This is a genomic window from Streptomyces sp. NPDC004542 (assembly GCF_040610035.1).
Taxonomy (GTDB): Bacteria; Actinomycetota; Actinomycetes; order Streptomycetales; family Streptomycetaceae; genus Streptomyces.
In genome coordinates, this window is the sequence record NZ_JBEXLP010000029.1 from 48,961 (window position 1) to 71,498 (window position 22,538).

The following is a 22,538-nucleotide window of genomic DNA, read 5'->3' on the forward strand; positions in this document are numbered from 1 at the left end:
CTGCCGGGACGACGCCAGCACTTATCACGGCGTGATAATCCCGGCTCGGGCTGCCATCCACGGGCCGCGATTATCACGGCGTGATAACCCGGACGGCACGCACACCGGGTGAAACGGCGTCAGAGCCGCAAAGAGGGTGCTGGTGAGCCCTCAAGAGTCAGTATGGTGACGTCATGCCCTCTCCATACCCCGAGGGAGACCGGGAAAAGGTAGCGTCCAAGCTGCCCTCGGCGCTCCAGCAAGCACTCAAGGTCCGTGCCGCCGAACTCAGCCTGGACATCCAGGACGCCGTCGAGGCGGCCATCAGCAGTTGGCGCGCCGACGCCAGCACCGGCACCGAGGTAGACACCGCCGGCGCCAAGTCCTTCTCCACCTGGCTCCCGCCGGGCCTGTACGAGCAGTTCAAGGAGACGTGCACCGATCGCGGCGTCTCCTACACCCAGGGTCTCGCCCAGTCGATCCGCGACTGGCTCGACGCCAACCCGTCCCCCCGGCACGGCAGCCGCGGAACAGACCCCGAACGGAAGATCGTCGGCAACCAGAAAGGCGGGGTCGGCAAGACCGCCATCTCCGCCGGCATCGGCCAGGCCTATGCCGAAGAAGGCAAACGGGTCCTCATCGTCGACTTCGACCCTCAGGGACACCTCAGCGAACAACTCGGGGTCCCCCAGATCGAACCCAACCACGACAGCCTGGTCTCCCACATGTGCGGCGAAGGCCAAGGAGACCTGCGCGACCTGGTCGTGGTGATAGACGACCAGCGGTACGAGAAGCGGCTGCACGTACTGCCCGCCTGCTTCGACGGATTCCTCCTCGACGCGAAGATCGCCGTCGTGGCGACGCAGAAGCGCGGCTTCCAGAAGGAAGCGGCCCTCGAGCTGGCCCTGCGCCCCCTCGAAGCCGACTACGACATCATCATCATCGACTGCCCGCCCAGCCTCGGCATCGCCATGGACGCCGCCCTCTACTACGGGCGCCGACGCCGCGGCGAGCCCGCCGGCGTCTCCGGAGTGATCATCCCCGTCCTCGCCGAGGACTCGTCTGCCACCGCCTACGGCATGCTCGCTCAGCAGGTCGAGGACCTCTGCGAAGACCTCTCCCTCGAGGTCGACTACCTCGGACTGGTCGTCAACCTGTACGACTCCCGCCGCGGCTACGTCGCCACCTCGTCCCTGGACAACTGGAAGGCACTCGGCGACCCGAAGGTCCTGGCCGTCATCGGCGACCTGAAGGAGCAGCGGGAAGCGGTCCGCAAGCGGATGCCGCTGCTGAGCTACGCCCCGCAGAGTGACCAGGCGGAAGCCATGCGGCAGGTAGCGAGGGGAGCCACCCGTTGAGCAAGGCCGACACCCTTGGATCGGCGCCCGCGTTCGGCGCAGCGCGCGGCGCCCGGTCCTCCCGACGCAACCTCATCGACAAGACCATCGCAGGCGAGGAGACGGCTGCAGCGGCCATCACCGAGCTGCCGGTCACCCTCATCAGCGACAACCCCGACAACCCGCGCAACCACCTCCGTAACCTCGACGAGACGGTGCAGACCGTCCGCGAGGTCGGCATCATCATCCCCATCGCCGTCGCCACGGTCGACGCGTACCTGCGCAACCGGCCGGACCGCGCCGACGACCTCGACGACGGAGCGCAGTACATCGTCGTCGACGGCCACCGCCGCCTGGAGGCCGCCCGCCGCGTCGGCATGGCAACCATCCCGGTCCGCGTCGACAACGGACGCGTCGCCACCGATGAAGCGCTCCTCGAGGCCGCGTTCGTCGCGAACTACCACCGCGACGACATGACCGACCTCGAAGAGGCGCATGCCCTCAAGAGCCTGGTCGACTACTACGGCTCCCAGACCAAGGCCGCCAAACGGCTGGGCATCCCGCAGAACACCATCTCCAGCAAGCTGTCCTTGCTGAAGCTCACCCCCGAGCTGCAGAAGGATCTGGTGACCGGGGAGCGGAAGGTGGAGCACGTCCGCAACCTCGGCAAGCTGTCTCCGGAGGAGCAGAAGGCCAAAGCGGACGAACGAGCGGAAGCGGCCCGCAGGAAGGCAGCGGCGGCCTCGCCGCAGGAGGTCGTTCAGCGCTCAGCGGGTCCCGCCGATTATCACGGCGTGATAATCCCGGAGACACACGCTGGCCCTCCCGCCCCCGCGGCTGCTCCGCCGCGGTCCGGTATGGCCACGCCGGCCGCCGCCCGCGAGCAGGCATCCGCGTCCCTCCCCGAACCGCGCACTGGCACCGGGGACGTGGGGGCTGCGAAGGCGGAGGCGGCGCAGCCCGAGGAACCGCAGCAGCTCGGGTACGACGATGCGCCCTCCTGGGTGCACCACCTCCGTAAGAAGATGAAGCCGGAGGCCTTCATCCAGGGGGCCCGTGTGTGGATGACGGTCCTCCGGGAGCAGTACCCGGACCAGTACGAGGCGCTGCTGGCTGAGCTCGAAGCCCCATAGCAGCCCCTGCGCCCAGCGGCCCCGCTCGCCTCGCCTATACGGCGTCGAGCGGGGCCGTACTGCTTGCTGCGGAGTGGGTAGCCAGGCCAGCCGGTGCGCGCCCCGGAATTATCACGCCGTGATAAGTCGAGCACCCGAGAGATGAGTCCGAAAGGCCGACCACGCCCGATGCCAGTGCCTCCGGACGCTCTCCGAGCCTCACCGTCCTACTGACACAGTCGTCCATCGCTCGCCCCGCTGCTCACCGTTGACTCCCCTCCTCCTCCAGAGCTAGCCTTCACGATCCATCAAGATCAGAAGCAGATGGACAAAGGTACGTCCCCTGCGGGGACGTACGCGGCTTCGGCCGCGGAAGACGGGGGAAGGGGGCGGCGGTCGATGGCCTGGGTCACCGGGATCGTGGATGACGCGCAGGTCGAGTACCGCCTCACCGGTCATTCCGGTTGCTACGTCCAGCAGGAGGGCGAAGGTCTCGCCGGGCAGACCACCACCGCCGTCGGCGACCAGGTCGACTACCGCATGGGCGCCGCCGAGGACGGCACGCTCGTGTGGATCGGGGAGGGTCTCGCCGCGGTCGGCCAGAGACCGGGAGCGGTCCTCGACGAGGCCGGCAAGCAGGCTGCCCGCGCGCTGACCAACGGTGTCCACCCCCTCACCGGCGAGCAGCTGGTCCGCCCCGAGCTGCGCGCGCACCCGCGCGCCAAGCTGGCCGGCGCCCGGCTTGTCGAGGTGATCGAAGCGGCCGCCGACGCCGCCGGATGCGAGCCGGCCGACCTGTTCGCCGGCAAGCCCAAGCAGGCGAAGAAGTGGGCGACGCTCGCCCGGATGGTGCACCAGAAAGGCGAGCGGCACCGGCTGCAGGTCGACTCCCTGCATCGCCTCGCCCGCGCGGCCGGGCTCGCCCTGGAGGACATCTACGACGCCGACGAGCTGGCCGAGGCCCGCGCCCACGAGGGCGAGCGGGTCAGTGTCCGCATCCGTGCCTACGACATCGTCGCCGACCTGCCCAAGAGCGACTCCACCCTGTGGGCGCTGCTCGCGGAGCGGCACGAGAAGGAGTTCCGCGACCTGGTCCACCAGGCCAAGCGGGAGGCCTTCGCCGAGCTGGAGCAGTGGATCGGCTACGGCCTGGCGAGCGAGGACGGCAAGCTCCACCGCATCGCCACCGGCGGACTGCTCGGCTGGAGCGTCGAGCACCAGTCCGCCCGCCCGGTCGACGACACCCCCGGTGACCCCCACCTGCACATCCACATCGTGATCGTCAACATGGCCCGCTGCGAGGACGACCAGTGGCGGGCCATCGCCAACGGCGGCATGGACCTGCACCGGCACGCCCGCGCGTTCGACGCCCTGTTCAAGGGGCGGGTGCGGGCGCTGGCCCACGAGCGGTTCGGCGTGCGCTACGCCCGCTCGCCGCGCACCGGCGCCTGGGAGGTCGAGGGCATCCCCGAGCCGCTGCGCGACCACTACTCGCGCCGCGCCGCCCAGGTGGACGCCATCGCCGGCGCCGACGCCAGCCGCGAGGAGAAGCTGCGGGTGTCGGCCCAGACCCGGCACGCCAAGCACGACACCGGCGTCCTGGACCTGCGCGCCGGCTGGCGCCAACGGGCCGAAGAACTCGGCTACGACGTCGACGCGATGGTCTCGGCCGCCGCTCCCGGCCCGTCCGGCCCCGACGGGCCGCTCGCCGTGACCGGCCCCGACGGCCCGCGCACCCCGTCCCCCGAGCAGATCGCCGCCGAGGTCTTCCACCCCCAGTACGGGCTGACCGCGTCCGACAAGGAGTTCTCCCACGCGCAGTTGCTCGCCCGGGTCGCCGAAGCCTGCCCGCTCGGCCTGCCCGCGTCCGAGCTGGAAGGCCTTGCGGAGCGGGTGCTCGCGGTCCGCGGATACGTCAAGGCGCTGCCGCCGCGCGGCTCTCAGCTGATGGCGCACGCCGAGCGGTACACCACCCTCGACATCCTGCAGGCCGAGCAGACCATCGTGGACCAGGCCCGGGCCCGCTACGCCGACGGTTCCGCCCGCCTGAGCCGGGATCAGGCGGCGGCCGCCCTGTCCGTGTTCGAGGTGGCCGCCGGGTTCTCACTCGCCGCCGAGCAGCGGCGCGTGGTGGAGCGGCTGCTGACCGGCGGGCACGGCGTGGACGCCGTCATCGGCGTCGCCGGATCGGGCAAGACGAGCCTGATGGAGGCCTGCCGGATCGGCTGGGACGCGACCGGCCTGACCTACGCCGGCGCCTCCCTGTCCGCGGTCGCCGCGCAGAACCTGTACGAGGGCTCCGGCATCCCCTCCCGCACCGTCGCCGCCTGGCTGCAGCGCATCCACGACGGCACCGGCCTGACCGGCATCGACGTCCTGGTCCTGGACGAGGCCGCGATGACGGACGACCGGGCCATGGCGGTGCTGCTGACCGAGGCCGCCCGCACCAACACCAAGGTCATCGCGGTCGGTGACCCGCAGCAACTGCAGGCGATCGGCCCCGGCGGCGGCTTCACCGAAGTCCACCGCCTGGTCGGCGGCGAGACCCTCGCCGTCAACCGACGGCAGAAGGACGCGGGCGAGCGAGCCGCCCTGGAGATCTGGCGCACCGGCGCCCGCGAACAGGCCTTGAACCTGCTGGCCGACCGCGGCCGCATCCACGCCACCGACAGCGCCGACGACGCTCGCCGCAGCATCCTCGCCGCCTGGAACGAGGCCCGCGCCCGCTACGTCGACGCGTACGACATGCTCGACAACCTCGTCGTGCTGGCCGCCCGCAACAGTGACGCGGCCCTGCTGAACGCCGGAGCGCAGACCCTGCGCCGGGCTGCCGGCGAACTCGGTCACACCCACCGCTACGCCCTGCCCGGCGGTGACCACCTCACCCTGGGCGTCGGCGATGTCGTCCGGGTGCGCAGCAACGACTACCGCTCGCGCCGCGGCACCGGCCCCGACGTCCTCAACGGCTACCGCGCCGTGGTCACCGACATCGCCGACGACCACCGGGTCCAGATCACCTGGCGGCGCAAGAACCCCGACGGCACGGCCCATACCTCCCAGGCCTGGCTGACCCCCGGGCAGATCACCGCCGGCGCCGTCTCCCTGGGCTACGCGATGACCATCGCCTCCTCCCAGGGCCTGACCACCGACACCGCCCTCGTCTACGGGCTGGGCGCGAACGCGTACGCCCTCTACCCCGGCATCACCCGCGGCAAGGAGGTCAACCACCTGTGGCTGCCCGCCGCGGCCCTCGAGGACCCCGAAACCCGCGCCCGGCTGGGCGAGCCCCGCGACGAGGCCGAACTCCTGGAGCGCGCCCTGCAGGCGTACACCGTGCTGCTGCGCCAGGACCGCGCCGACGCCATGGTCAGCGACCAGCTGCGCACCGCCCCCGAGCCCGTGGCACCGCCCACGCCCGCCGTCGGCGAACCCGACTTCCCTGCCTGGAACGACCGCGAAGTCCGCCCTTACGGGGGCCTGGCCTCCGGACAGCTGGAGGCACGGCTCGCCAAGGCACTGCGCGCGGCCGCCGCCACCGAGCACGCCGCCGACGAACAGACCCGCCAAGCGCGCGAACTGGCGGCCGTCGCGGCCGAACACCCGAGCTCCGGGCGGCGCACCGCGCAAGCCGCGGCCGCTGTCCTCGCCGCGGCCGACCAACTGGCCGCACAGGCCGAGCAGGAGACCGGCATCGCTCGCCGCGCCGCGACCGTGGCCGAGCAGGCCAAGGTGATCAAGGAGCGCATCGAGGCGGCCGCCGGCCGGAGCCGGGTCGCCCTGCGGCTGGCCGGCACCTCGCGCGCCGAACAACAGTCCCTGCTCGCCCAGTACACGCGACAGATGACCGAAGCCCATGACGAGCAGCAGCGCGCCGAACGCGCGGCCGCCACCACCCGGCAACAGGCCTGGCAGACGCTGCGTACCTCCCCCTACGCCGAGGCCTTCCGCTCCCAGGGCGCGCTCGGCGAGGCCCCCGCCGACCCGACGGCCCTGCGGCAGCAGCTCGCCGCGATGCGCGCCCACCTGCCCACCCTGGCCACGCAGATCGACACCGCCCGCGCCGAGGAGGCCCGGCAGGCCCGGCAAGAAGCCGTCTCGCTGGGAGCCAAGGCCCGCGACCTGCGAACGACTGCCGAGCAGCTTCAGGCCGAGCAGCGGTTGCGACAGCAGATCAGCGCGCAGGCCCCCAGTCGACACCTGGCCGAGGACGCGGCCCGCGACGCCGCGCTGCAGCAGGAGCGGCGGCACAGCGCGGACCGCGCCCGTCAGGCCCGCGGACAGGCCCAGCGCCAGCTTCCGCAGCAGCGCCCAGGAGGCGGTATCCACGTCGGCTGAGCTTGGCGTTTAACCTCGCGGGTCACTCGTCCTGCTGACCTGCGGTTCTTCACCGGACAGCGGAGACGGCCGTTCTCCACGCTTCGAGATGTCGAGTCACAAAGCACGAGAGAACGGCCGCTGCCCATGAGTCTGCCTGTCGGTGTGCCCGGAATCGAGGCGTTGGGCCTGTTGTCCCGCTTTCGGGTCGAGTTCTACGAGTGCCTCTACAAGCGGGCGGACGCGCTCTTCGAGCTCACCGACGCGGTGCTGTGCACGGACGGGCCGGTGAAAACCCTGGTCGAGCTCTCCTTGGCGGTCGAGCACCGACGCGGGCACGGTGCTCTGTACGCGGCCCTGGACCGTGGATGGCTGGAGCCGACACGGTTAGTGCCCCGCCGAAAAGACCAGGACGGCTTCGCCGTCCTCGCCAAGCGGTGGCGGGTCGAGCGCGCCATCTCGTGGATCATGAGGGCCCGGAGGAACGTCCGAGACTACGAACGGCTCATCTCCCACAGCGAAGCCCACATCACCTGGACCTTCATCACTCTCATGGTCCGCCGTCTCACCGGGCCACCCCGGCCCCCGCGTTCCGCACCGCACCCCGTCGAACCGGCCGCCACGGACACCAAGCCCAAGCCCATACGCCTTCGGACACTCCAACCGCGTACCGTTCGCCTCGCCCCGGCTGCCCTGTCCTAACGGCTCCGCTGCTCGGGGCGCGGTCCTCCTGAGCGTCGGTAGCGACGTCTCAGCGGGGCGACGGGGTCAAAGTCTGCCCCTGCATCGAGCCTGTGACTGCCTGGATGTAGGAGTGGACGACATCGCTCAGCGGCGTGCCTCCCCGGCTGTCCATGCCGAGCTTTTCGAGTGTCTCCTTCACCCAGCCCGGGCTGACGACGTTTACTCTCAGCCCGCGGGGCATCTCGATGGCCAGGGCTTGGACGAACGCCTCCAGGCCGGCATTGACGAGAGCACCGAACGAGCTGCCTGGCGTCGGCTCCTTGAAGACGCCGCTGGTGAGTGTGACGGAACCGCCGTCGCGCACATGGTCACAGCCCCGGCGCAGCAGCATCACCTGCCCCAGCAGTTTGCCTTTCAGACCGAGAGTGAACTCGTCGTCGGACGGAGACGTGACCGGCGTGAGCCGACCGCTGGCTGCGCAGCAGATGACCGCGTCCACCCCGCCGACGGTGTCGAAGAGAGCGTCGATGGAGCCAGGGATTTCCAGGTCGACCTGTGTGCTGCCGTTGCGTGAAGCCCGTATAACCTCATGCTCTGTCTCCAGCGTGTCGGCGACCGCGCGGCCGATGGTGCCGGTCGCCCCGATCACGATGATCTTCATGCTGATACCGACCGTCCCCGGGCGAGGCGGCCCGGAAGGGGCGCCAGCGGGAAATTGGCCCACACGTAGGTGTCCATCTGGTGCTGGTCACCGCTGAGGTTGACCACTCGGTCGGCCTGGCCTTCTGCGTCGAAGTGCCATACCAATGCCCACATCGTGTCGACCTGGCCGACGCCTTGGGTCGTCCAGCCTCGGTGGATGTCGACGACGTATTCGCCGTTGCTGCCCAGAAACACGGGCTCGGCCTGGAAGCCGGCCTTGCCGAGCTGGTCGAAGAAGCTGACCACTTCGTCCAGGCCGCGCTTGGTGCCCGAGAGCGGGTGGTGGCCCGGGATGGTCCACTCGATCCCCGGAGCCAGGATCGCGCTCATCGCCTTGACGTCATTGGCGGCGTAGGCAGCGAAGAAGTGGTTGACGGCCTCGACCTTGGAGTCGGGCACGGCGTTATTCGTCGTCACGTGGATGCTCCCCGATGGGGTCGGTACCGGGCTGCCCGGTCGCGTGATCAACGATTCCGTCAGTCCGCCGTAGTCGTCCAATACCTGCTTCCATAACCTGACGGCATGGATATCGACACCCGTCTGCTGCGCTATTTCGCCGCAGTGGTCGAGGAAGGCAACCTCACCCGGGCCGCTGAACGGCTGTACGTCTCGCAGCCCGCGCTGACGAAGCAGATCCGGCGCCTGGAAGCCCAGCTCGGCGTGGGCCTGTTCGTCCGTTCCCGCGCCGGGATGACCCCTACCGAGGCCGGACAGGCTCTGGCCGCACATACCGGTGCCGTGCTGACGGCTTGGGAACGTGCTCTGCGCGTCACGCGAGCCGCCACCACCCGGGCCGCACGCACGCTACGGGTGGGCTTCGTCGCCAGCGCCGCCAATGAGCACACCCAGCTGATCATCGGCGACTTCGCACGGCGCAGGCCTGGCTGGCGGGTCCAGATGCGGCAGGCCGAATGGACCGACCCAACCGCCGGGCTGGCCACCGGCGAGGCCGACGTGGCTCTACTACGCCTGCCGGTGCCCGCGCAGAGCGACTTCAACGTTGAGGTCCTGCTGATCGAACCACGCTGGATCGCCCTGTCTGCGGGGCATCACCTTGCTGCAAAGGAGCACATCAAGTTCCAGGATGTGTATGACGAACCGTTCGTGGCGACCCCCGCCGAGTCTGGGGCATGGCGCGACTACTGGCTCGCGACCGATGAGCGCGAGGGCCACCCGGTACGCATCGGCGCCGTCGCGCACCACCCCGACGAATGGCTCAATGCGATCGCCCACGGCCAGTGCGTCAGCCTCACCCCCGAAGCGACCGCCCGCTTCTACCAGCGCCCCGACGTCGTCTACCGACCCGTGACGGGCGTCAGTCCCAGCCAGATCGGTGTCGCCTGGCCCCGCAGCCAACCGGTCGACGACACCGTCGACGCCTTCGTCCGCAGCTGCCGCGCCGTATGCAACGACGGCCGCCTCAGGGACACCAGCCTGACCATGGACAAATGATCGCGACCAACCCGATATCGCACAGCCAAATGCAGTAGTCATCCAGGTCGGTGTTACAGAACGTCACAGATCACCGGTTCTGACACAGCTTCTGAACTTGTGTTTTAACCCCGCCGCCCTCGGATCCGAACAGGATCACTGTGCCTTCACCGCGCCGTGCTTGTGCTGATGTCCCACGTCAGGGCGTGGGGCTCGGGTGGTATTGCGGCGCCCGGGCGGGCGTCCTGGCCCGGGTGTGGCGGGTTTCGGCACGCTGGCGGGTCGTGGCAGGTGCGGGCGGATGTGGCGAAACCCCCGGCGCACCCGGGTCGGAGACGACTGCCGGGGCGGCTTGGGGCGTTCCCAGGGCCGGTGGTGGTCCTCGGCGAGTGGGCGGGCAAGGCGCAGCTGGGTGTAGGCGGCGATGACCAGCCAGGTCCACAGGTCGGCCGCTTGGGGGTTGCGTAGGCGCGGGGCGGTCCAGCCCAGGGTCTGTTTGAAGAGGCGGAAGGTGTGTTCGAGGTCGAAGCGCCGCAGATAGCTGGACCAGAGCAGGTCGACGTGGGAGGCGTCGGCGCCGGTGCGCGAGGACCACAGCCAGACGGGGTCCGGGCGACGCTCGGAGGGCAGGCGCTGCACCGTGAGCCGGATCAACGTGCCGTGCAGGAGGGGGAGTTCCTCGTCGGGGTGGATGTCCTCGGCCCAGGGGCCGCGGCGCTGGAGCTGCTGGTGCATGCGGTCCCAGCTGCGGGCCTCGGCTGGTCCGTAGCGCGGGGTGTCGTTGCGGGTGTGGTGGTCGGGGGCGGGCCAGGTGTGCTCCTGGTCGAGGTCGAGGCGGTGCCCGTGGCGGGCGGGACGGCCGCCCTGGGGGCGGTAGGCCGGCTCGCCGGGGTCGGCGTAGTAGACGCGGTCGGTTCGCACCCGGGCGACCAGTTCCACGGGAAGGTCGGCCAGGAGCCAGGCCAGGCGGGTGACGTCGTAGCCGGAGTCGAGGACGACGATCACGTCCGGGTCGTCCGCAGCGCGATGGCCGGCGTCGGTGAGGCGGGCCAGGACCTCGCGGATCTGGTCGGCGGTCAGCTCGGTGACGTCGTCGCCGGGCGCGATACGCGTCGCATCCAGGATCGCCGTCCACGACGTGCGGCCCGGTTCGACGGCGGCGAGGAAGGAGTAGGGCCAGCCGGGGACGTTCTGCCCGGTGCTCGCCCCGTAGCCGCTGACATGGCAGAAGCAGCGCTCGGGCGCGGTGTCGGCGTCGGGGCGCAGCCACGCGGTGACGTCCACGGCCAGCACGATCCGCCCGTCAGTGCTCTTGGGGATCGGGGTGGTGTCCAGCAGGCGGCGCAGTCGGGCACTCGGCGGGGGTCGCCACGAACGGTTCGTCATACACATCCTGGAACTTGATGTGCTCCACAGCCGACGGGCGATGCGGGATCAGGCGCTGTTCAGCTGCGCCGGCGTCGGGGCGGCAGGCAGGCCGAGGGAGTAGAGGTGCTCACGGGTACGACGCACGACGAGTGAGTCGGCGCCGTGGATGTCGGTGGCGATCGTCAGCAGCTCGGCGCCCAGCCGCTGCCGGTCGGCCTCCGGGGGCATGGCCCGCCACAGGCTGTAGGCGCGGCGGGTGGCCTCCTCGACGTCCGGATGCCCGGGTCCCTGGATGGTGACCCGGAGCTGCACGGCGTGCAGGTACCAGGCCAGCCCGGTGGCGTGATCGGCCATCAGGGCGGCGAGATAGCCGCGGACTTCGCGGACCTGGACGGTGTGCAGGTGGAGCTCGCCGTACTCGGCGGTGACGTCCTGGTCGAGCTGGGCGGCGAGCGCGACCGCGTCCTGCGGGCGGCCGTCCTGGGCGACCTCCGCCACCCTGACGAGCCGGGCACGCAGCGTTTCCGGTGGCAAACCGCGATCTGCGGGCGTCGTGCCGGGGGCGGGCGCGGCCCAGAATTCCGGCGTCACGGTGCCCCAGGGGCGGTAGACCGGCTCGGACATGAACGAACTCCCCAACTGCGGTACGAGGTTCACCAGTCCACCACACGGCGGACTTCGGTGATGCGGGTGATGTAGCTGGTGGAGTTGCGCCAGCTGTCGTAGGTGACGATGCGGGTCTTCACGCCGGTGCGCGGCGCCTCGACGACCATTCCGTTGCCGACGTACATGCCCACGTGGCCGGGCCGCGCGTCGGAGCCGTCCGAGCCGGGGTTGAAGACCAGGTCGCCGGGCTTGGGGCGGTCGATGTCGACCTGGCTGCCGACGTTGACCTGGTCGTAGGTGGTACGCGGGATGCTCACCCCGGCCGCCTGGTAGGCCTGCTGCATCAGGGAGGAACAGTCACACCAGTGTGCGGGGTTCTTGCCCAGGGCGTCGGTGCAGTCGCCGCCCAGGTGGTACCAGCCGCCGCGCTGCTTGAGCGCCCACGCCACCGCGACGCGGATCTTCTTCGGCGTGCCGGCGGGCAGCTCGTATCCGGCGGGCAGGGTGCCGTCCTCGCTGGCGGAGGGAGCAGCGAACCGGGCCGACATGGCCATGATGTTCTGCACGTAGTTGTAGGTCTGGCCGCCCGCGAAGGACTTCGGCGGCACGCCCCGGAACTGGTCGACACGTCCCCAGCCGGCGTTGTACCCGGCCAGGGCGAGTTCGATCGGGGCGCCGGTGTAGTCGGGATGCTTCTTGGCCTTCTTCAGCAGGGAGCACATGAACTTGCCCTGGGCAGGGATCGCGTCCGCCGGGTCCCAGACGTCCTTCTTTCCGTCGCCGTTCCCGTCCACCCCCCACGTCGTCCAGGTCCCGGGCATGAACTGGGCTATGCCCTGCGCCCCGGCCTCACTTCCCGCCTGCGGATTGAAGCCGGACTCCTGCTTGAGCTGCGCGGCCAGCACTGCCGGGGACAGCCCCTGGTCGCAGTCGGCGGCCGCCTGCAGGATCAGCGGCGCGAACTCGGAGGGCACGCCGCCCTCGCCGATGCGCAGCCCACCGACCGGGTTGCCGACGGTGCTGTCGTCGTCGTTGAACGTCGCGATCAGCAGCACCACGCTCAGGCCGAGCGCGAGGGGCGTCATCACGAAGCCGACACCCAGGGCGAGCAACAGGCGTTTGGTCGCCTTGCCCTTCATACAGTCCCCCTCTTGACCGACACTCAGATTTGCTCCCTCAAATCTGAAATTCGTACTCCGGGATAGGAACCGGTGTCCGAATGAGTGCGTGATGTTGTGTGACAGTACGCCATCGCTGCATCTCAACGAGAGCGGTGAAACTACTTGTTGGGCACGCAAGCTACGCGTGTAAGGTTCCGGTGAGGGGGGCATGGCGGCGGTAGGCCACGGCTGCGATTAGCCTACGCAAACGTCAAATGGGAATGTACGGGGGAATAATGGGCAAACAACCCGTTGCGGCTCCGACACTGCCCGTAGGAGCACGTCTGTTGGTGCCCGTGATGGCCGCCACCGGCGGCAGCGGCCGCACCACGACCGCCGGCCTGCTGGCCGCGGGCCTCGCTGCGAGCGGTCCCGCCGTGCTCTTGGACCTGGCCCCGCGCCTGTCCTCGCCCTGGCCCGCTCAGATCGCCGAACAGGGTGCCGGCGGGCTGGCCGCGCTGCCGCCCGACCAGCCCCTGACCCGCAGCGCGGTGCAGCAGGCCTGCGGCGTCAGCACCGGTGCGAACGGTGTCAGCTGGCAGGTGCTGTCGGACGGGCGGGACTGGCACGCCCCGCCGCTCGTCCTGCCGGAGCCCCCGGCCGCCTGGTACCAACTGGCCGCGATCGGCGGCTGGCAGGCCGTCGTCGCCGACACCGTGCACCCGCTCGCCCACGACCTGCTGGCCGCCCGCTGCGCCGGAGAGCTGGGGCACACCCGTGGCTGGTACGAACTGCCGTACGCGGTGCCCGTGCTGTGCGCGGCCGCCACCGCCGACGGCATCAAGGCCTTGCAGCAGGCTGTGATGGCCCTGCACGCCGAGGGCCTGCCGCTCAACCGCACCGTCATCGTCCTTGTCGCCACCGGCGACGGCCGTCCGCCGGCCGCGGTGCGCGCCGGGGCCACCATGCTCAGCGCCCGCACCGCCGCCGTGGTGCACCTGCCCTACGACCCGCACATCCGCGCGCACGGCCTGCGCGTCGCCCGCCTGCGCTCACGTACCCGGCAGGCAGCCGGCCAGCTCACCGGGGCCGTCCTCGCCGCGGCGCACACCGCCTGGGGCCAGCCGCTCCCGGACGCACCGCAGCCTGCCCCGATCACCCCTGCACTCCCTGCCCGTTGACGAGGAATCGGATATGAGCCAGCTCCTGACCACCCTGAACGCCGTCGCCGACCCGCACTGGCACACGCTCGCCGACGCGGTACCCGGAGTCACCCCGGAGATGCCCAAGGACGTCGACCAGCCCGTACAGAAGATCCTCAACTGGACCGCCGGTCTCGGCCTGGCCGGAGCCGTCCTCGGTGGTCTGCTCGGCTGGGCCGCTGTGGCCGTGGGCCACAACTCGGAGCGTGCCGCCCTGGCCGCACGCGGCAAGCAGGCCATCCTCTGGAGCCTGTTCGGCGCCGGCGGCATCGGCGTCACCGCGGCCCTGGTGACCACCTTCTACAACATGTCCAAGTGAGGCAGACGTGGTGAGCGACAGCAAGACCCGCAAGGCCCGGCTCACGCTCGCCGCGCTCGGCGTCCTGGTGGTCGGCGCGCTGATCGGCGGCGGCGTGACCGCGGCCACGATGCTCGGGGGCGACAACTCGAAGTCCGGCAAGGCCACGCCCACGCCGACCACGGCCGAGCCGTCGGCGTCGTCCGGCGGCCAGCAGGCGGCGATGACCCCGGACAAGGCCCGCAAGCTCGTCCTTGAAAAGCCCACCGGGCAGAAGGACGGCCTGTCCACGGGCTTCTCCAAGGGACCCGTCGGTGCGATCTCAACCGCGGTCTACTTCTGGGAGGAGTACGCCTTCCTCGACGACCAGAAGGCCCGCCAGCAACTGGATGCCATCGTCTCCCCCGACGCCGACGGTTACATCGACGAGCAGATCTCGGAGGTGCGCAAGCTGCGCGAGCAGGTCGGCCTTCCCCCCTCCGGTGGCACTCCGGCCGGGCTCACCTTCGACACCACGGTCAACGCGGTCCGGGCGACCTCCCTGACCGGGACCGGAGGGAAGGTCGTGCAGATCTGGATCAACTACGACCGATACGCCACGAAGGCTGACGGCAGTCCAGACGACAGCCCGCTCAAGGATCAGGACACGGACCTGCTGCTGAAGTGGCAGGACGGCTCCTGGAAGATCACGAACGAGCCGCAGTACTGGGAGAAGCGCTCCTTCGCCCGCGCCTACTTCCCCGACTCCCACGTTTCCTGGGCAGACGGCTGGCAGCAGGTGAGGCATGCGGACTGAGCCCCGGGCGCACCCGCTGGCCCGCCTCATCGTCCTGCTGACCGCTGTTCTGTTCTGCTTCGGCACCAGCCTGAGCACCGCCCCCGCGGCGATGGCGAAGGACGATCCGAAGTACCACCTCGACTACGGGCCGGACGATGGCAAGGAGTGTCCGGTCGACTGGAGCGGCGGCGCACCCTGCGGCGTCGACAAGCAGGGCAAGTACTGCCTCTACGACGAGATCAACGACGAGAGCATCTGCCGCATGCCGGAGGCCGGCGAGCTGCCGGGCACCATCGGAGAGTGCGAGAACGCCGGCGGCGAAAAGTCGCCGGAGTGCAGCGACGAGGCCTGGAAGGCCATCGAGAAGAAGAAGCTGGAGAAGTGGCGCCAGGCCAACCTGGAAGCGGTCAGGGACGGGAAGCTCAGCCAGGCCGAGTACGACAAGTGGTCCACGTTCCTGGAGAAGTGCGTCGACAAGGGAACGTCGTTCAGCGTCTGCAAGGAAGCGGGGTACCAGAAGTACGGGCCGCCCGGCGGACCGGGGCTCGGTGACTGGATCGGCAAGAAGATCTCCGACCTGGCGCGGGACGCGCTGGAGGAGGCCGCCCAGTACATCGGCAACGCCGTGGTCTGGCTGCTGCAGCAGTTCGCCGACATCTTCAACAAGACGTCAGTCATCAACCTGGACTCCACCGGCATCAGCCAGCCGATGGGGATCGCCACGGCCCTGTCCGCGGTCATCGCCGTGTTCCTGCTGCTCCTGCAGTTCGGGAAGGTGGCGATCAGCCACCAGGGCGGACCGGCGGCAACCGCCATCTCCGGGCTGGCGAAGTGGGTGGTCATCAGCGCGGCGTACTGGACGGTGACCACGACCGCGCTGCAGCTGTCCGACTCGATCTCCACCTGGATCATCCACTACTCGTTCACAGGTGGGGGCAGCACGGCCGGTTCCGCGTCGGACGCCATGAAGGCGCAGTTCGGCAAGATGTTCGGGGGGCTGATTCTCGGCGGCGGCGGTGCCTCCACCGCCGGCGGCGCGCTGATCACCGGTCAGGGGGTGGCCGCGTCCGCGGTCGGCGTGGTCATCGTCATCGGCGTCGTGTGCATCCTGGCGATCGGTGCCCTGTGGGTCGAGATGCTGCTGCGTCAGGCCGGAATCATGATCCTGGTCGCCACCATGCCGATCACGCTGGTCGGGCAGATGTCGGACGCCACCAAGGACTGGTGGCCCAAGGCCCGCGACGCGCTGCTCGCGCTCATCCTGATGAAGCCCATGATCACGTTCTGCTTCGCGATCGGCTTCTTCGCCATCGAGCAGGGCGAAGGCGTGCAGAACATGATCGTCGGCCTGGTCATCTTCCTCATGGCCTGCTTCTGCTGGCCTGCCATCGCCAAGTTCATGACGTTCTCCACCCTCGGTGCCGGCGCCGCCATGGCCAGCGGCCTGATGAGCTCGGTCGGTTCCTCGGCCAGCTCGATGAGCGGGGCCGGAGCGGTCGGCGGGGGCTCCGGCTACACCCGGGCCCTGGAACAGGACAACGCCCAGTCGGGCATGGGATCCAGGGGCAAGCGGGACCTCACGAACACGTCCAAAGGGGAGCTCCAGGGCTCCTTCGGAAAGGCGGCGGGGCGCGGGCGTCTCAGCACCCGGGTCGCCGGCCCTCTCGGGCTGGGCCTGCAGGTCATGGCCGCGGGCAAGGGCGTTCTGGAGTCCGGGATGGCGAACACGGCCGCGCACGCGGGACTGGACACCGCCTCGCCGGGCGGCGGTCACGTCGTCATCGCCCCGCGCAGGCCGGACAGGGCGGCCCCGCCGCCCGCCGAACAGACCAGCGGGCCCGGCGCCAGCGGTGCGCCGAGGGAGGGATAGCCCATGTCCAGCTCCACCCCCGTCACCTACGGCGGCTGGCAGTCCGAACGCAGCGGGTTCATGGGCCGGCTGAGCGGGGTCGGTTTCGCCCTGGTCGTGGGCGGCTGCGTGCTGCTGCTCACGCCGCTCAACCTGGGCAGCTGGGCGGCCGCGCTGGTGTGCGTGCCGCTCGCGGCCATGCTGTTCGCGCTCGCCTTCGGGCGCGTGTTGGGCCTGAGCGCCGACGAATGGATCCTTCTCGCAGTAAGGCATCAGATCAACGTGGCCACCCGGCGAAACGTGTTCATGTCCGGGGCGTTCGCCCCGCGTTCGGCCAAGACCGGGCAGCAGCCGATGGACCTGCCCGGCGTGCTGGCCCGGCTCCGCTTCCTGGAGGCCCCCGACGGTCTCGGCGGCACCCTCGGCGTCTCCCACGACCCCGTCGCCAACACCTACACCGCCGTCGCCCGCATCACCTTCCCCGGGCTGGCGCTGATCGACAGCGACCGGCAGACCTCCCGCGTCGCCGCCTGGGCGGGCTTCCTGCGCGGTTTCTGCACCGAGGACTCGCCGATCATCCGGCTCGCCGTGCACCAGCGGTGCCTGCCGGACGACGGCGCGGCCCTGCGCTCGTGGACCGACCGGCATCTCGCCCCGGACGCCCCCAAGGAGGCGGTCGCCGCCCTGACGGAGCTGATGGAGGGCGCGGGCCCGGCCGCTACCACCCGCGAGACGTACCTGTCCGTCACCCTGTTCGCGCCCAAGGCGAGGCTGGCCGTCAAGGGCGCCGGCGGCGGCCAGGTCGGCGCGGCCGCCGTCCTGGTGCGCGAGCTGCATGCCATGCACAGCGCCCTGTCCACCGCCAGCCTGCAGGTCGTCGAGTGGCTCGCCCCGCGCACCCTGGCCCAGGTGGTGCGCACCGCCTACGACCCGGAGGCGCAGCTGATGCTCGCCACCCGCAACGCCGCCACTCAGGAACACGACTGGCAGGGCCTGCCGCCGGGCCTGGACCCGCAGTTGGCGGGGCCCGCGTACGCCGAGACCGACTGGGGCACCTACCGCCACGACGGGGCTTGGACCGTCTCCTACCAGGTGCGCACCTGGCCGCAGGCCGACGTCTACGCGACCTTCCTGCAGCCACTGCTGCGGCCGCGCCAGAACGCCCGGCGCTCCTTGAGCGTCGTCTACGAACCCATCGGCCCGCGCCGCGCCCGCCAGGACCTGGCCCGTGAGAAGGCCCGCCGTCAGTCCGCCCGCCAACTGCGCGCCAAAACGGGCCAGGACGAGTCCGCCGACGAGCTGCTCGAAGCGGAGAAGGCCAAGGCCCAGGACGTCGCCCGGGCCTCCGGGCAGGGCGTGGTGCGGCTGACGGCCGTGCTCGCCGTCACCGTCACCGACCTGGGCGAGCTGGAGACCGCCTGCGCCGAGCTGCAGGCCGACGCGGCCGCCTCCGGACTTGAGCTGCGCCGTATGTGGGGCGCCCAGGACGTCGGGTTCGCGGCCGCCGCGCTGCCGCTGGGCCAGGGCCTGCCGGACCGGAGGATCGGTTTCTGATGGCACCGCTGCTGTTCAAGCGCCGCGACAACGGCGACACGATGCTGAAAGAGGCCGGCTTCGGCGAGGCCACGGGCTGGGAGCAGCGGCCCGGCGAGGCGCCCCGACCGGCCCCGAGCGCCCGCGAACAGCGCCGCGCCCGGCTGTTGGAAGACCCCGACACGGTCATGCGGATCGCCCCGAAGAGGGGCTGGGCGCACCCGTACGCCGGGCGGTCCGCCTCCCTGCCCCGCGTCGAGGTCGTGCGTGCCGACACCGCCAACGCCGCCGGCGCCTACCCGTTCCTGCACGCCGCGAGCCTGCCCCCGGTCGGCGCCTACATCGGGCAGAACACCCTGACCACCGAGGCGTTCAGCGCGCACCCGGCCGTATGGGTGAAGGAGGGGCTGTGCACGAACCCCAACGTGATGATCACCGGCATCCCCGGCTCCGGGAAGAGCGCGCACATCAAGGCCTTGTGCTTCCGGCTGATGGCGTTCGGCCACCGCACCCTGATCGCCGGGGACGTGAAGGGCGAGTACGCCGCCCTGTGCCGCCACCTGGGGGTGGAGCCGGTCCGGCTCGGCCCCGGCCTGCCCGGCCGCGTCAACCCGCTTGACGCCGGGCCCCTCGGCTCCGGCCTGGAGCTGATCAAGGACCCGGGCGAGTTGCAGAACCGGCTCCGGGAGATCCACCGGCGCCGGCTGACCCTGCTGAAGGCCCTGCTGGAGCTCCAACTGCGCCGCACCCTGCTCCCGCAGGAGGAAGAGGCCCTCGACGTCGCGGTGCGCGAGGTGACCGGCGAGCTGTACGGGCAGACACGGCTGGAGACGCCCACACTGCCGCTGGTCTACGAGAAGCTGCGCGACCCCAGTGACGCGATGGCCGAGGAGCTGCGGGTGCGGGACCGCGAGGTGCAGCGGGCCCGCGAGCAGATGGAGTCCATCCGCTCCGCCCTCGGCGCCATGGTCAACGGGCACGTCGCCGGACTCTTCGACGACCAGACCTCCATCGGCCTGGACTGGGACGCGCCGATCCAGTCCGTCGACATCTCGGCGCTGGAGCAGTACGGCGACGAGACCGTCGCCATGGTGCTGACCTGCGTCTCCTCCTGGGCCCAGGCCGCCATCGACCGCCCCGGCAGCCGGCCGTGGATCGTCGTCCGCGACGAGCTGTGGCGGCAGATGCGTTCCGGCGGCGCCTCCCAGGTCAAGAAGATCGACGCCGACCTCAGGTTGAGCCGGGCGACCGGCACCATCCAGCTCCTGGCCACCCACCGGCTCTCCGACTTCGAGGGCGTCGGCGCCGCGGGCTCCGAGGCGGTCAACATCGCCAAGGACCTGATCAGCTCCTGCGAGACCCGTATCCAGCTCGCCCAGGACACCCGCCCGCTGCGCCTGACTCGCGAGGCGATCGGCCTCACGGACGCCGAGTGCGACCTGATCGGCTCCTGGGGCGCCGGACAGCGAGGCAGGGCCTTGTGGAAGGTCGGCCGCGGCGGCGGCTCGCACGCGGTGCAGCTGATGCTCTCCCACACCGAACAGCAGCTCTTCGAGACCGACGAGAAGATGGTGATCTGACCGTGGCCGACAAGAGCGCCGGCAGCGGCCTGGACGACAACACGCTGCTCGCCGCCTACGCCGCAGGCCTCGCCGTGGCGCTGGGCGGGGCGGTGCTGCTGGCCGCCCCGCTCGCCGCCCTGCTGTCCGGCCGAGGCTGGGCGCACGCGACAGCCGGCGTCCCGGAGACCGTGCTGCGCGCCCTGGTCAACGGCCCCGGCGCGGTGTTCTCTCCCGCCCCGCCCGCCTGGCTGTTCTACCTGCTGACCGTGGCGCTGCTGCTGACGTTCTTCCTGCTGCTGCTCAAGGCCGTCACCAAGCTGAACTCCGGCGGCCACACCGGCGGCGCCCAGTGGGGCGGCGCGAAGGTCGAACGCAACCTCAAGGCCCCGCAGGACCCGAAGCTGCGGGCCAACCGCATCACCGCCGGCCGCGGCATGAGCACCAAGAAGATCGTGGCAGCCCAGCCCAACATCAGCGCCACGGTGTTCGGCGTGCCCGGCTCCTCCAAGACCACCGGCCTGGTGCTGCCCAACGCCGCCGAATGGCAGGGCCCGCTCGTGGTGACTACCACCAAGGCCGCCGACCTCGACATCATCTACGCCCGCCGCCGTGCCCTGGGCCCGGTCTGGGTCATCGCCCCGGCCGGGATTCCGGGACGCGAGACCAACAAGTGGTCCCCGGTGGAGTACTGCACCGACGCCAAGGCCGCCGACCGCATGGCCGCCTGGATGGCCGAGGCCTCCGCCTCCAGCGACGACAAGCGTGCCGCCCCCTGGGTCGACCAGGCCAAGAGCGTCCTCAAGGGCGTCCTGCTGGCCGCCAGCCTCTCCGGCGGCGGCATCAACGCCATGCGCCGCTGGCTCTCCCTCGGCAAGGACGCCGTCGACCACGTCCGCTCCGTGCTGCAGCAGCACGGCTACAACGAGGTCGCCGACGACTACGCCTCCCCGTGGCTGCGCCTGCACGAAGACGGCATCGGCTCCATCCAGTTCAGCCTCAACGTCCTCGCGCGCGTCTACGCCGACGAGGAGGTCCGTGAGACCTGCGCCGGCACCGACTTCACCGTCGAGGACCTGCTGACCAAGAACGGCACCGTGTGCCTGATCGCCTCCGAGGCCGACGCAGAACGGTTCGCCCCGCTGCTGACCTCCATCATCGCCTCGATCATCCACGGCGCCGAGGTCGCCTACAACACCACCGGCAAGCCCCTCGACCCCGGCCTCGGCGTGCTCGTCGACGAGGCCGGCAACATGCTGCGCTACCCCCGCCTGCCCAACATCCTCACCACCGGCCGCGGCATGGGCATCGTGGTGCTGACCGTGTGGCACGACCTGTCCCAGCTGCGCGACCGGCTCGGCGTGCAGAAGGCCAACACCGTGCTGTCCGCGAGCGGTCTGCGTATGCTGCTGCCCGGCTGCGGCGACCTGGAGACCCTGCGCTACTTCTCCGGCCTCTACGGCCGTACCGAGGTGGGCAGGACGTCCACCGGCCGCTCGCGCGGCGAGGTGTCCACCAACACCACTCCCACCGAGACCGATCTCGCGCCCGTCCACTCCCTGCAGCAGCTGGACGACTTCACCGCCATCGCCCAGTACTCCAACAAGGCGCCGATCAAGGTGAAGATGCGGCTCACCTTCCGCGACAAGGACCTCAAGCGGCTGCTGGCGGCCCCTCAGCCGACCGCCGGAGACGGGCCGCCGAGCCTGAACAAGGCCGCGGCGCCCTCGGTGGAAGGGGCGGGCCGTGGCTGACTCCCTCGACAACCCGGCCGCCCTGTGGCCCGCCGGCCCGCCCGCTCAGACCACGACGCCGCAGCCGCGCCGCTGGGTGTGGTCGGCCATGTCCCCGCCCGAGCGCCGCGCCCGCCTGCGCGAGCTGCGCACCTGGGTGGAATGGCTGCGTCACACCGCCGAGCTCCACAACGAGATCCCGCCCTGCTGGTACCGGCACCGGTGGGTGCGCGAGATGCTCACCGCCCTCTACCTGGGCTGGCTGCGCACCTACGAGGGCGAGAAAAACCCGGGGCGCGAGCTCGTCGAGGCCGAGTGGATCAATACGGTGCACGCGTTCAAGCCGCACATGAAGCTGCCCGCCTGCGTCGGCGGCCACCAGGAGCCGCCTCTGCCGCCTCCACCGAACCCGCAGGCCGACGAGGAGTGGGAGCTGTACCTGGCCACCTCCGCCGACACCACCGGCCCGGCGGTGCACCCGGCCGAGGCCGAGGTGCGGCGGATGGCCGCCGAGCTGGACCCGCCGCTGTAACGGGGCCCTGGCCCTGGCCAAGGAAGAGACTTCGTAGGGACACGGGGAGAACACGTTGAGCACCAGGGAGACTGAGGGAGCGCTTCGTGTCGAGGAGGAACACCGCAGTGACGCAGTTGAGCAGGCACGGGAAGCTGGCACGGGAGTACTGGGAGACGTACCGGCCGCGGGCACTGGCGGAGCTGGGGAACGAGGAACAACTGGAGGAGTTCTTTCACGCCCTGGATCTGCGAGTGACGGAGAAGATCGGGACGCTGACGCAGAACCTGCTCCAGCAGCTTCCGGCGGGGCAGCGGGCGGCGGCCCGGCGGGCGACCCGTTCGCAGGCGCAGGAGCTGGTGTACGACGAGGAGATCTGGCTGGAGAAGGAGCCGGGGACGGAGCACCGGTAGATGTAGCTCCGCCCCGCTTCCGGCCGGAG

Annotated in this window: 18 protein-coding genes and 1 pseudogene; 14 read left to right on the forward strand and 5 right to left on the reverse strand. The window is 70.7% G+C overall.

Going from position 1 to position 22,538, the window contains the following annotated elements; genetic code table 11:
• Positions 1-173: 173 nt before the first annotated feature.
• From ABZX30_RS18160 to ABZX30_RS18175, 4 genes and pseudogenes are all read left to right on the forward strand, one after another.
• Positions 174-1,337, forward strand: a complete 1,164-nt coding sequence (locus ABZX30_RS18160) for a ParA family protein (protein WP_355934542.1) — start codon at positions 174-176, stop codon at positions 1,335-1,337.
• The gene (locus ABZX30_RS18165; RefSeq protein ID WP_355934544.1) at positions 1,334-2,449 is read left to right on the forward strand and encodes a ParB/RepB/Spo0J family partition protein; all 1,116 of its coding nucleotides are present in this window, start codon (positions 1,334-1,336) and stop codon (positions 2,447-2,449) included. Before ABZX30_RS18160 ends, ABZX30_RS18165 begins: the two co-directional genes overlap by 4 nt.
• A gap of 378 nt (positions 2,450-2,827) precedes the next feature.
• Positions 2,828-6,763, forward strand: a complete 3,936-nt coding sequence (mobF, locus tag ABZX30_RS18170; protein ID WP_355934546.1) for a MobF family relaxase — start codon at positions 2,828-2,830, stop codon at positions 6,761-6,763.
• 126 nt (positions 6,764-6,889) lie between these two features.
• Positions 6,890-7,132 (forward strand): annotated as a pseudogene (locus ABZX30_RS18175) (transposase); the annotation flags it as partial.
• 361 nt (positions 7,133-7,493) lie between these two features.
• On the opposite strand, the gene ABZX30_RS18180 reads toward ABZX30_RS18175, so the two are convergent.
• Positions 7,494-8,087, reverse strand: coding sequence for a short chain dehydrogenase (locus ABZX30_RS18180; protein ID WP_355934548.1), 594 nt, complete (start codon positions 8,085-8,087; stop codon positions 7,494-7,496).
• A complete protein-coding gene (locus ABZX30_RS18185; protein ID WP_355934550.1) occupies positions 8,084-8,545 on the reverse strand; it encodes a nuclear transport factor 2 family protein in 462 nt (153 codons plus the stop codon). The genes ABZX30_RS18180 and ABZX30_RS18185 overlap by 4 nt, the downstream gene beginning before the upstream one ends.
• Positions 8,546-8,650: 105 nt before the next feature.
• Here ABZX30_RS18185 and ABZX30_RS18190 point away from each other — a divergent pair, with 105 nt between their 5' ends.
• Positions 8,651-9,580 (forward strand): LysR family transcriptional regulator, encoded by a 930-nt coding sequence (locus ABZX30_RS18190; RefSeq protein WP_355934552.1) that lies wholly within the window; start codon positions 8,651-8,653, stop codon positions 9,578-9,580.
• A 135-nt stretch (positions 9,581-9,715) separates the two neighbouring features.
• Here ABZX30_RS18190 and ABZX30_RS18195 read toward each other — a convergent pair whose 3' ends face one another.
• Genes ABZX30_RS18195 through ABZX30_RS18205 form a run of 3 tightly spaced genes read right to left on the reverse strand, consistent with a single transcriptional unit; the run spans position 9,716 to position 12,672 of the window.
• Positions 9,716-10,945, reverse strand: coding sequence for an NF041680 family putative transposase (locus tag ABZX30_RS18195; RefSeq protein ID WP_355934554.1), 1,230 nt, complete (start codon positions 10,943-10,945; stop codon positions 9,716-9,718).
• A gap of 48 nt (positions 10,946-10,993) precedes the next feature.
• On the reverse strand, positions 10,994-11,551 hold the full coding sequence (locus ABZX30_RS18200; protein ID WP_355934556.1) for a hypothetical protein: 558 nt from the start codon (positions 11,549-11,551) through the stop codon (positions 10,994-10,996).
• A 29-nt stretch (positions 11,552-11,580) separates the two neighbouring features.
• Entirely contained in the window at positions 11,581-12,672 is a 1,092-nt protein-coding gene (locus ABZX30_RS18205; RefSeq protein WP_355934557.1) for a bifunctional lytic transglycosylase/C40 family peptidase, read from the reverse strand.
• A 320-nt stretch (positions 12,673-12,992) separates the two neighbouring features.
• Here ABZX30_RS18205 and ABZX30_RS18210 point away from each other — a divergent pair, with 320 nt between their 5' ends.
• The 9 genes from ABZX30_RS18210 (at position 12,993) to ABZX30_RS18250 (ending at position 22,509) form a co-directional block, all read left to right on the forward strand.
• Entirely contained in the window at positions 12,993-13,814 is an 822-nt protein-coding gene (locus tag ABZX30_RS18210; protein ID WP_355934587.1) for a hypothetical protein, read from the forward strand.
• A 13-nt stretch (positions 13,815-13,827) separates the two neighbouring features.
• The gene (locus tag ABZX30_RS18215; RefSeq protein WP_355934559.1) at positions 13,828-14,154 is read left to right on the forward strand and encodes a hypothetical protein; all 327 of its coding nucleotides are present in this window, start codon (positions 13,828-13,830) and stop codon (positions 14,152-14,154) included.
• A 10-nt stretch (positions 14,155-14,164) separates the two neighbouring features.
• Positions 14,165-14,929: a hypothetical protein gene (locus ABZX30_RS18220; protein WP_355934561.1), complete on the forward strand. Its 765-nt coding sequence runs from the start codon at positions 14,165-14,167 to the stop codon at positions 14,927-14,929.
• Entirely contained in the window at positions 14,919-16,781 is a 1,863-nt protein-coding gene (locus ABZX30_RS18225) for a hypothetical protein (protein WP_355934563.1), read from the forward strand. Before ABZX30_RS18220 ends, ABZX30_RS18225 begins: the two co-directional genes overlap by 11 nt.
• 3 nt (positions 16,782-16,784) lie before the next feature.
• Positions 16,785-18,314, forward strand: a complete 1,530-nt coding sequence (locus ABZX30_RS18230) for an SCO6880 family protein (RefSeq protein WP_355934565.1) — start codon at positions 16,785-16,787, stop codon at positions 18,312-18,314.
• Positions 18,314-19,873, forward strand: a complete 1,560-nt coding sequence (locus tag ABZX30_RS18235; RefSeq protein WP_355934567.1) for a type VI secretion protein — start codon at positions 18,314-18,316, stop codon at positions 19,871-19,873. Before ABZX30_RS18230 ends, ABZX30_RS18235 begins: the two co-directional genes overlap by 1 nt.
• Positions 19,874-19,875: 2 nt before the next feature.
• Entirely contained in the window at positions 19,876-21,606 is a 1,731-nt protein-coding gene (locus tag ABZX30_RS18240; RefSeq protein WP_355934569.1) for a type IV secretory system conjugative DNA transfer family protein, read from the forward strand.
• Entirely contained in the window at positions 21,599-22,117 is a 519-nt protein-coding gene (locus ABZX30_RS18245) for a hypothetical protein (protein ID WP_355934571.1), read from the forward strand. The genes ABZX30_RS18240 and ABZX30_RS18245 overlap by 8 nt, the downstream gene beginning before the upstream one ends.
• Positions 22,118-22,224: 107 nt before the next feature.
• Complete coding sequence (locus ABZX30_RS18250; RefSeq protein ID WP_355934573.1) at positions 22,225-22,509, forward strand: hypothetical protein; 285 nt, start codon at positions 22,225-22,227, stop codon at positions 22,507-22,509.
• Positions 22,510-22,538: the final 29 nt, after the last annotated feature.

What these genes read in the sequence shown, in the direction of transcription:
- ABZX30_RS18160 (WP_355934542.1), top strand. Translation starts at nt 174, where the DNA reads ATGCCCTCTCCATACCCCGAGGGAGACCGGGAAAAGGTAGCGTCCAAG.
- mobF (WP_355934546.1), top strand. Translation starts at nt 2,828, where the DNA reads ATGGCCTGGGTCACCGGGATCGTGGATGACGCGCAGGTCGAGTACCGC.
- ABZX30_RS18180 (WP_355934548.1), bottom strand. Translation starts at nt 8,087, where the DNA reads ATGAAGATCATCGTGATCGGGGCGACCGGCACCATCGGCCGCGCGGTC.
- ABZX30_RS18190 (WP_355934552.1), top strand. Translation starts at nt 8,651, where the DNA reads ATGGATATCGACACCCGTCTGCTGCGCTATTTCGCCGCAGTGGTCGAG.
- ABZX30_RS18195 (WP_355934554.1), bottom strand. Translation starts at nt 10,945, where the DNA reads ATGACGAACCGTTCGTGGCGACCCCCGCCGAGTGCCCGACTGCGCCGC.
- ABZX30_RS18200 (WP_355934556.1), bottom strand. Translation starts at nt 11,551, where the DNA reads ATGTCCGAGCCGGTCTACCGCCCCTGGGGCACCGTGACGCCGGAATTC.
- ABZX30_RS18205 (WP_355934557.1), bottom strand. Translation starts at nt 12,672, where the DNA reads ATGAAGGGCAAGGCGACCAAACGCCTGTTGCTCGCCCTGGGTGTCGGC.
- ABZX30_RS18210 (WP_355934587.1), top strand. Translation starts at nt 12,993, where the DNA reads ATGGCCGCCACCGGCGGCAGCGGCCGCACCACGACCGCCGGCCTGCTG.
- ABZX30_RS18215 (WP_355934559.1), top strand. Translation starts at nt 13,828, where the DNA reads ATGAGCCAGCTCCTGACCACCCTGAACGCCGTCGCCGACCCGCACTGG.
- ABZX30_RS18225 (WP_355934563.1), top strand. Translation starts at nt 14,919, where the DNA reads ATGCGGACTGAGCCCCGGGCGCACCCGCTGGCCCGCCTCATCGTCCTG.
- ABZX30_RS18230 (WP_355934565.1), top strand. Translation starts at nt 16,785, where the DNA reads ATGTCCAGCTCCACCCCCGTCACCTACGGCGGCTGGCAGTCCGAACGC.
- ABZX30_RS18235 (WP_355934567.1), top strand. Translation starts at nt 18,314, where the DNA reads ATGGCACCGCTGCTGTTCAAGCGCCGCGACAACGGCGACACGATGCTG.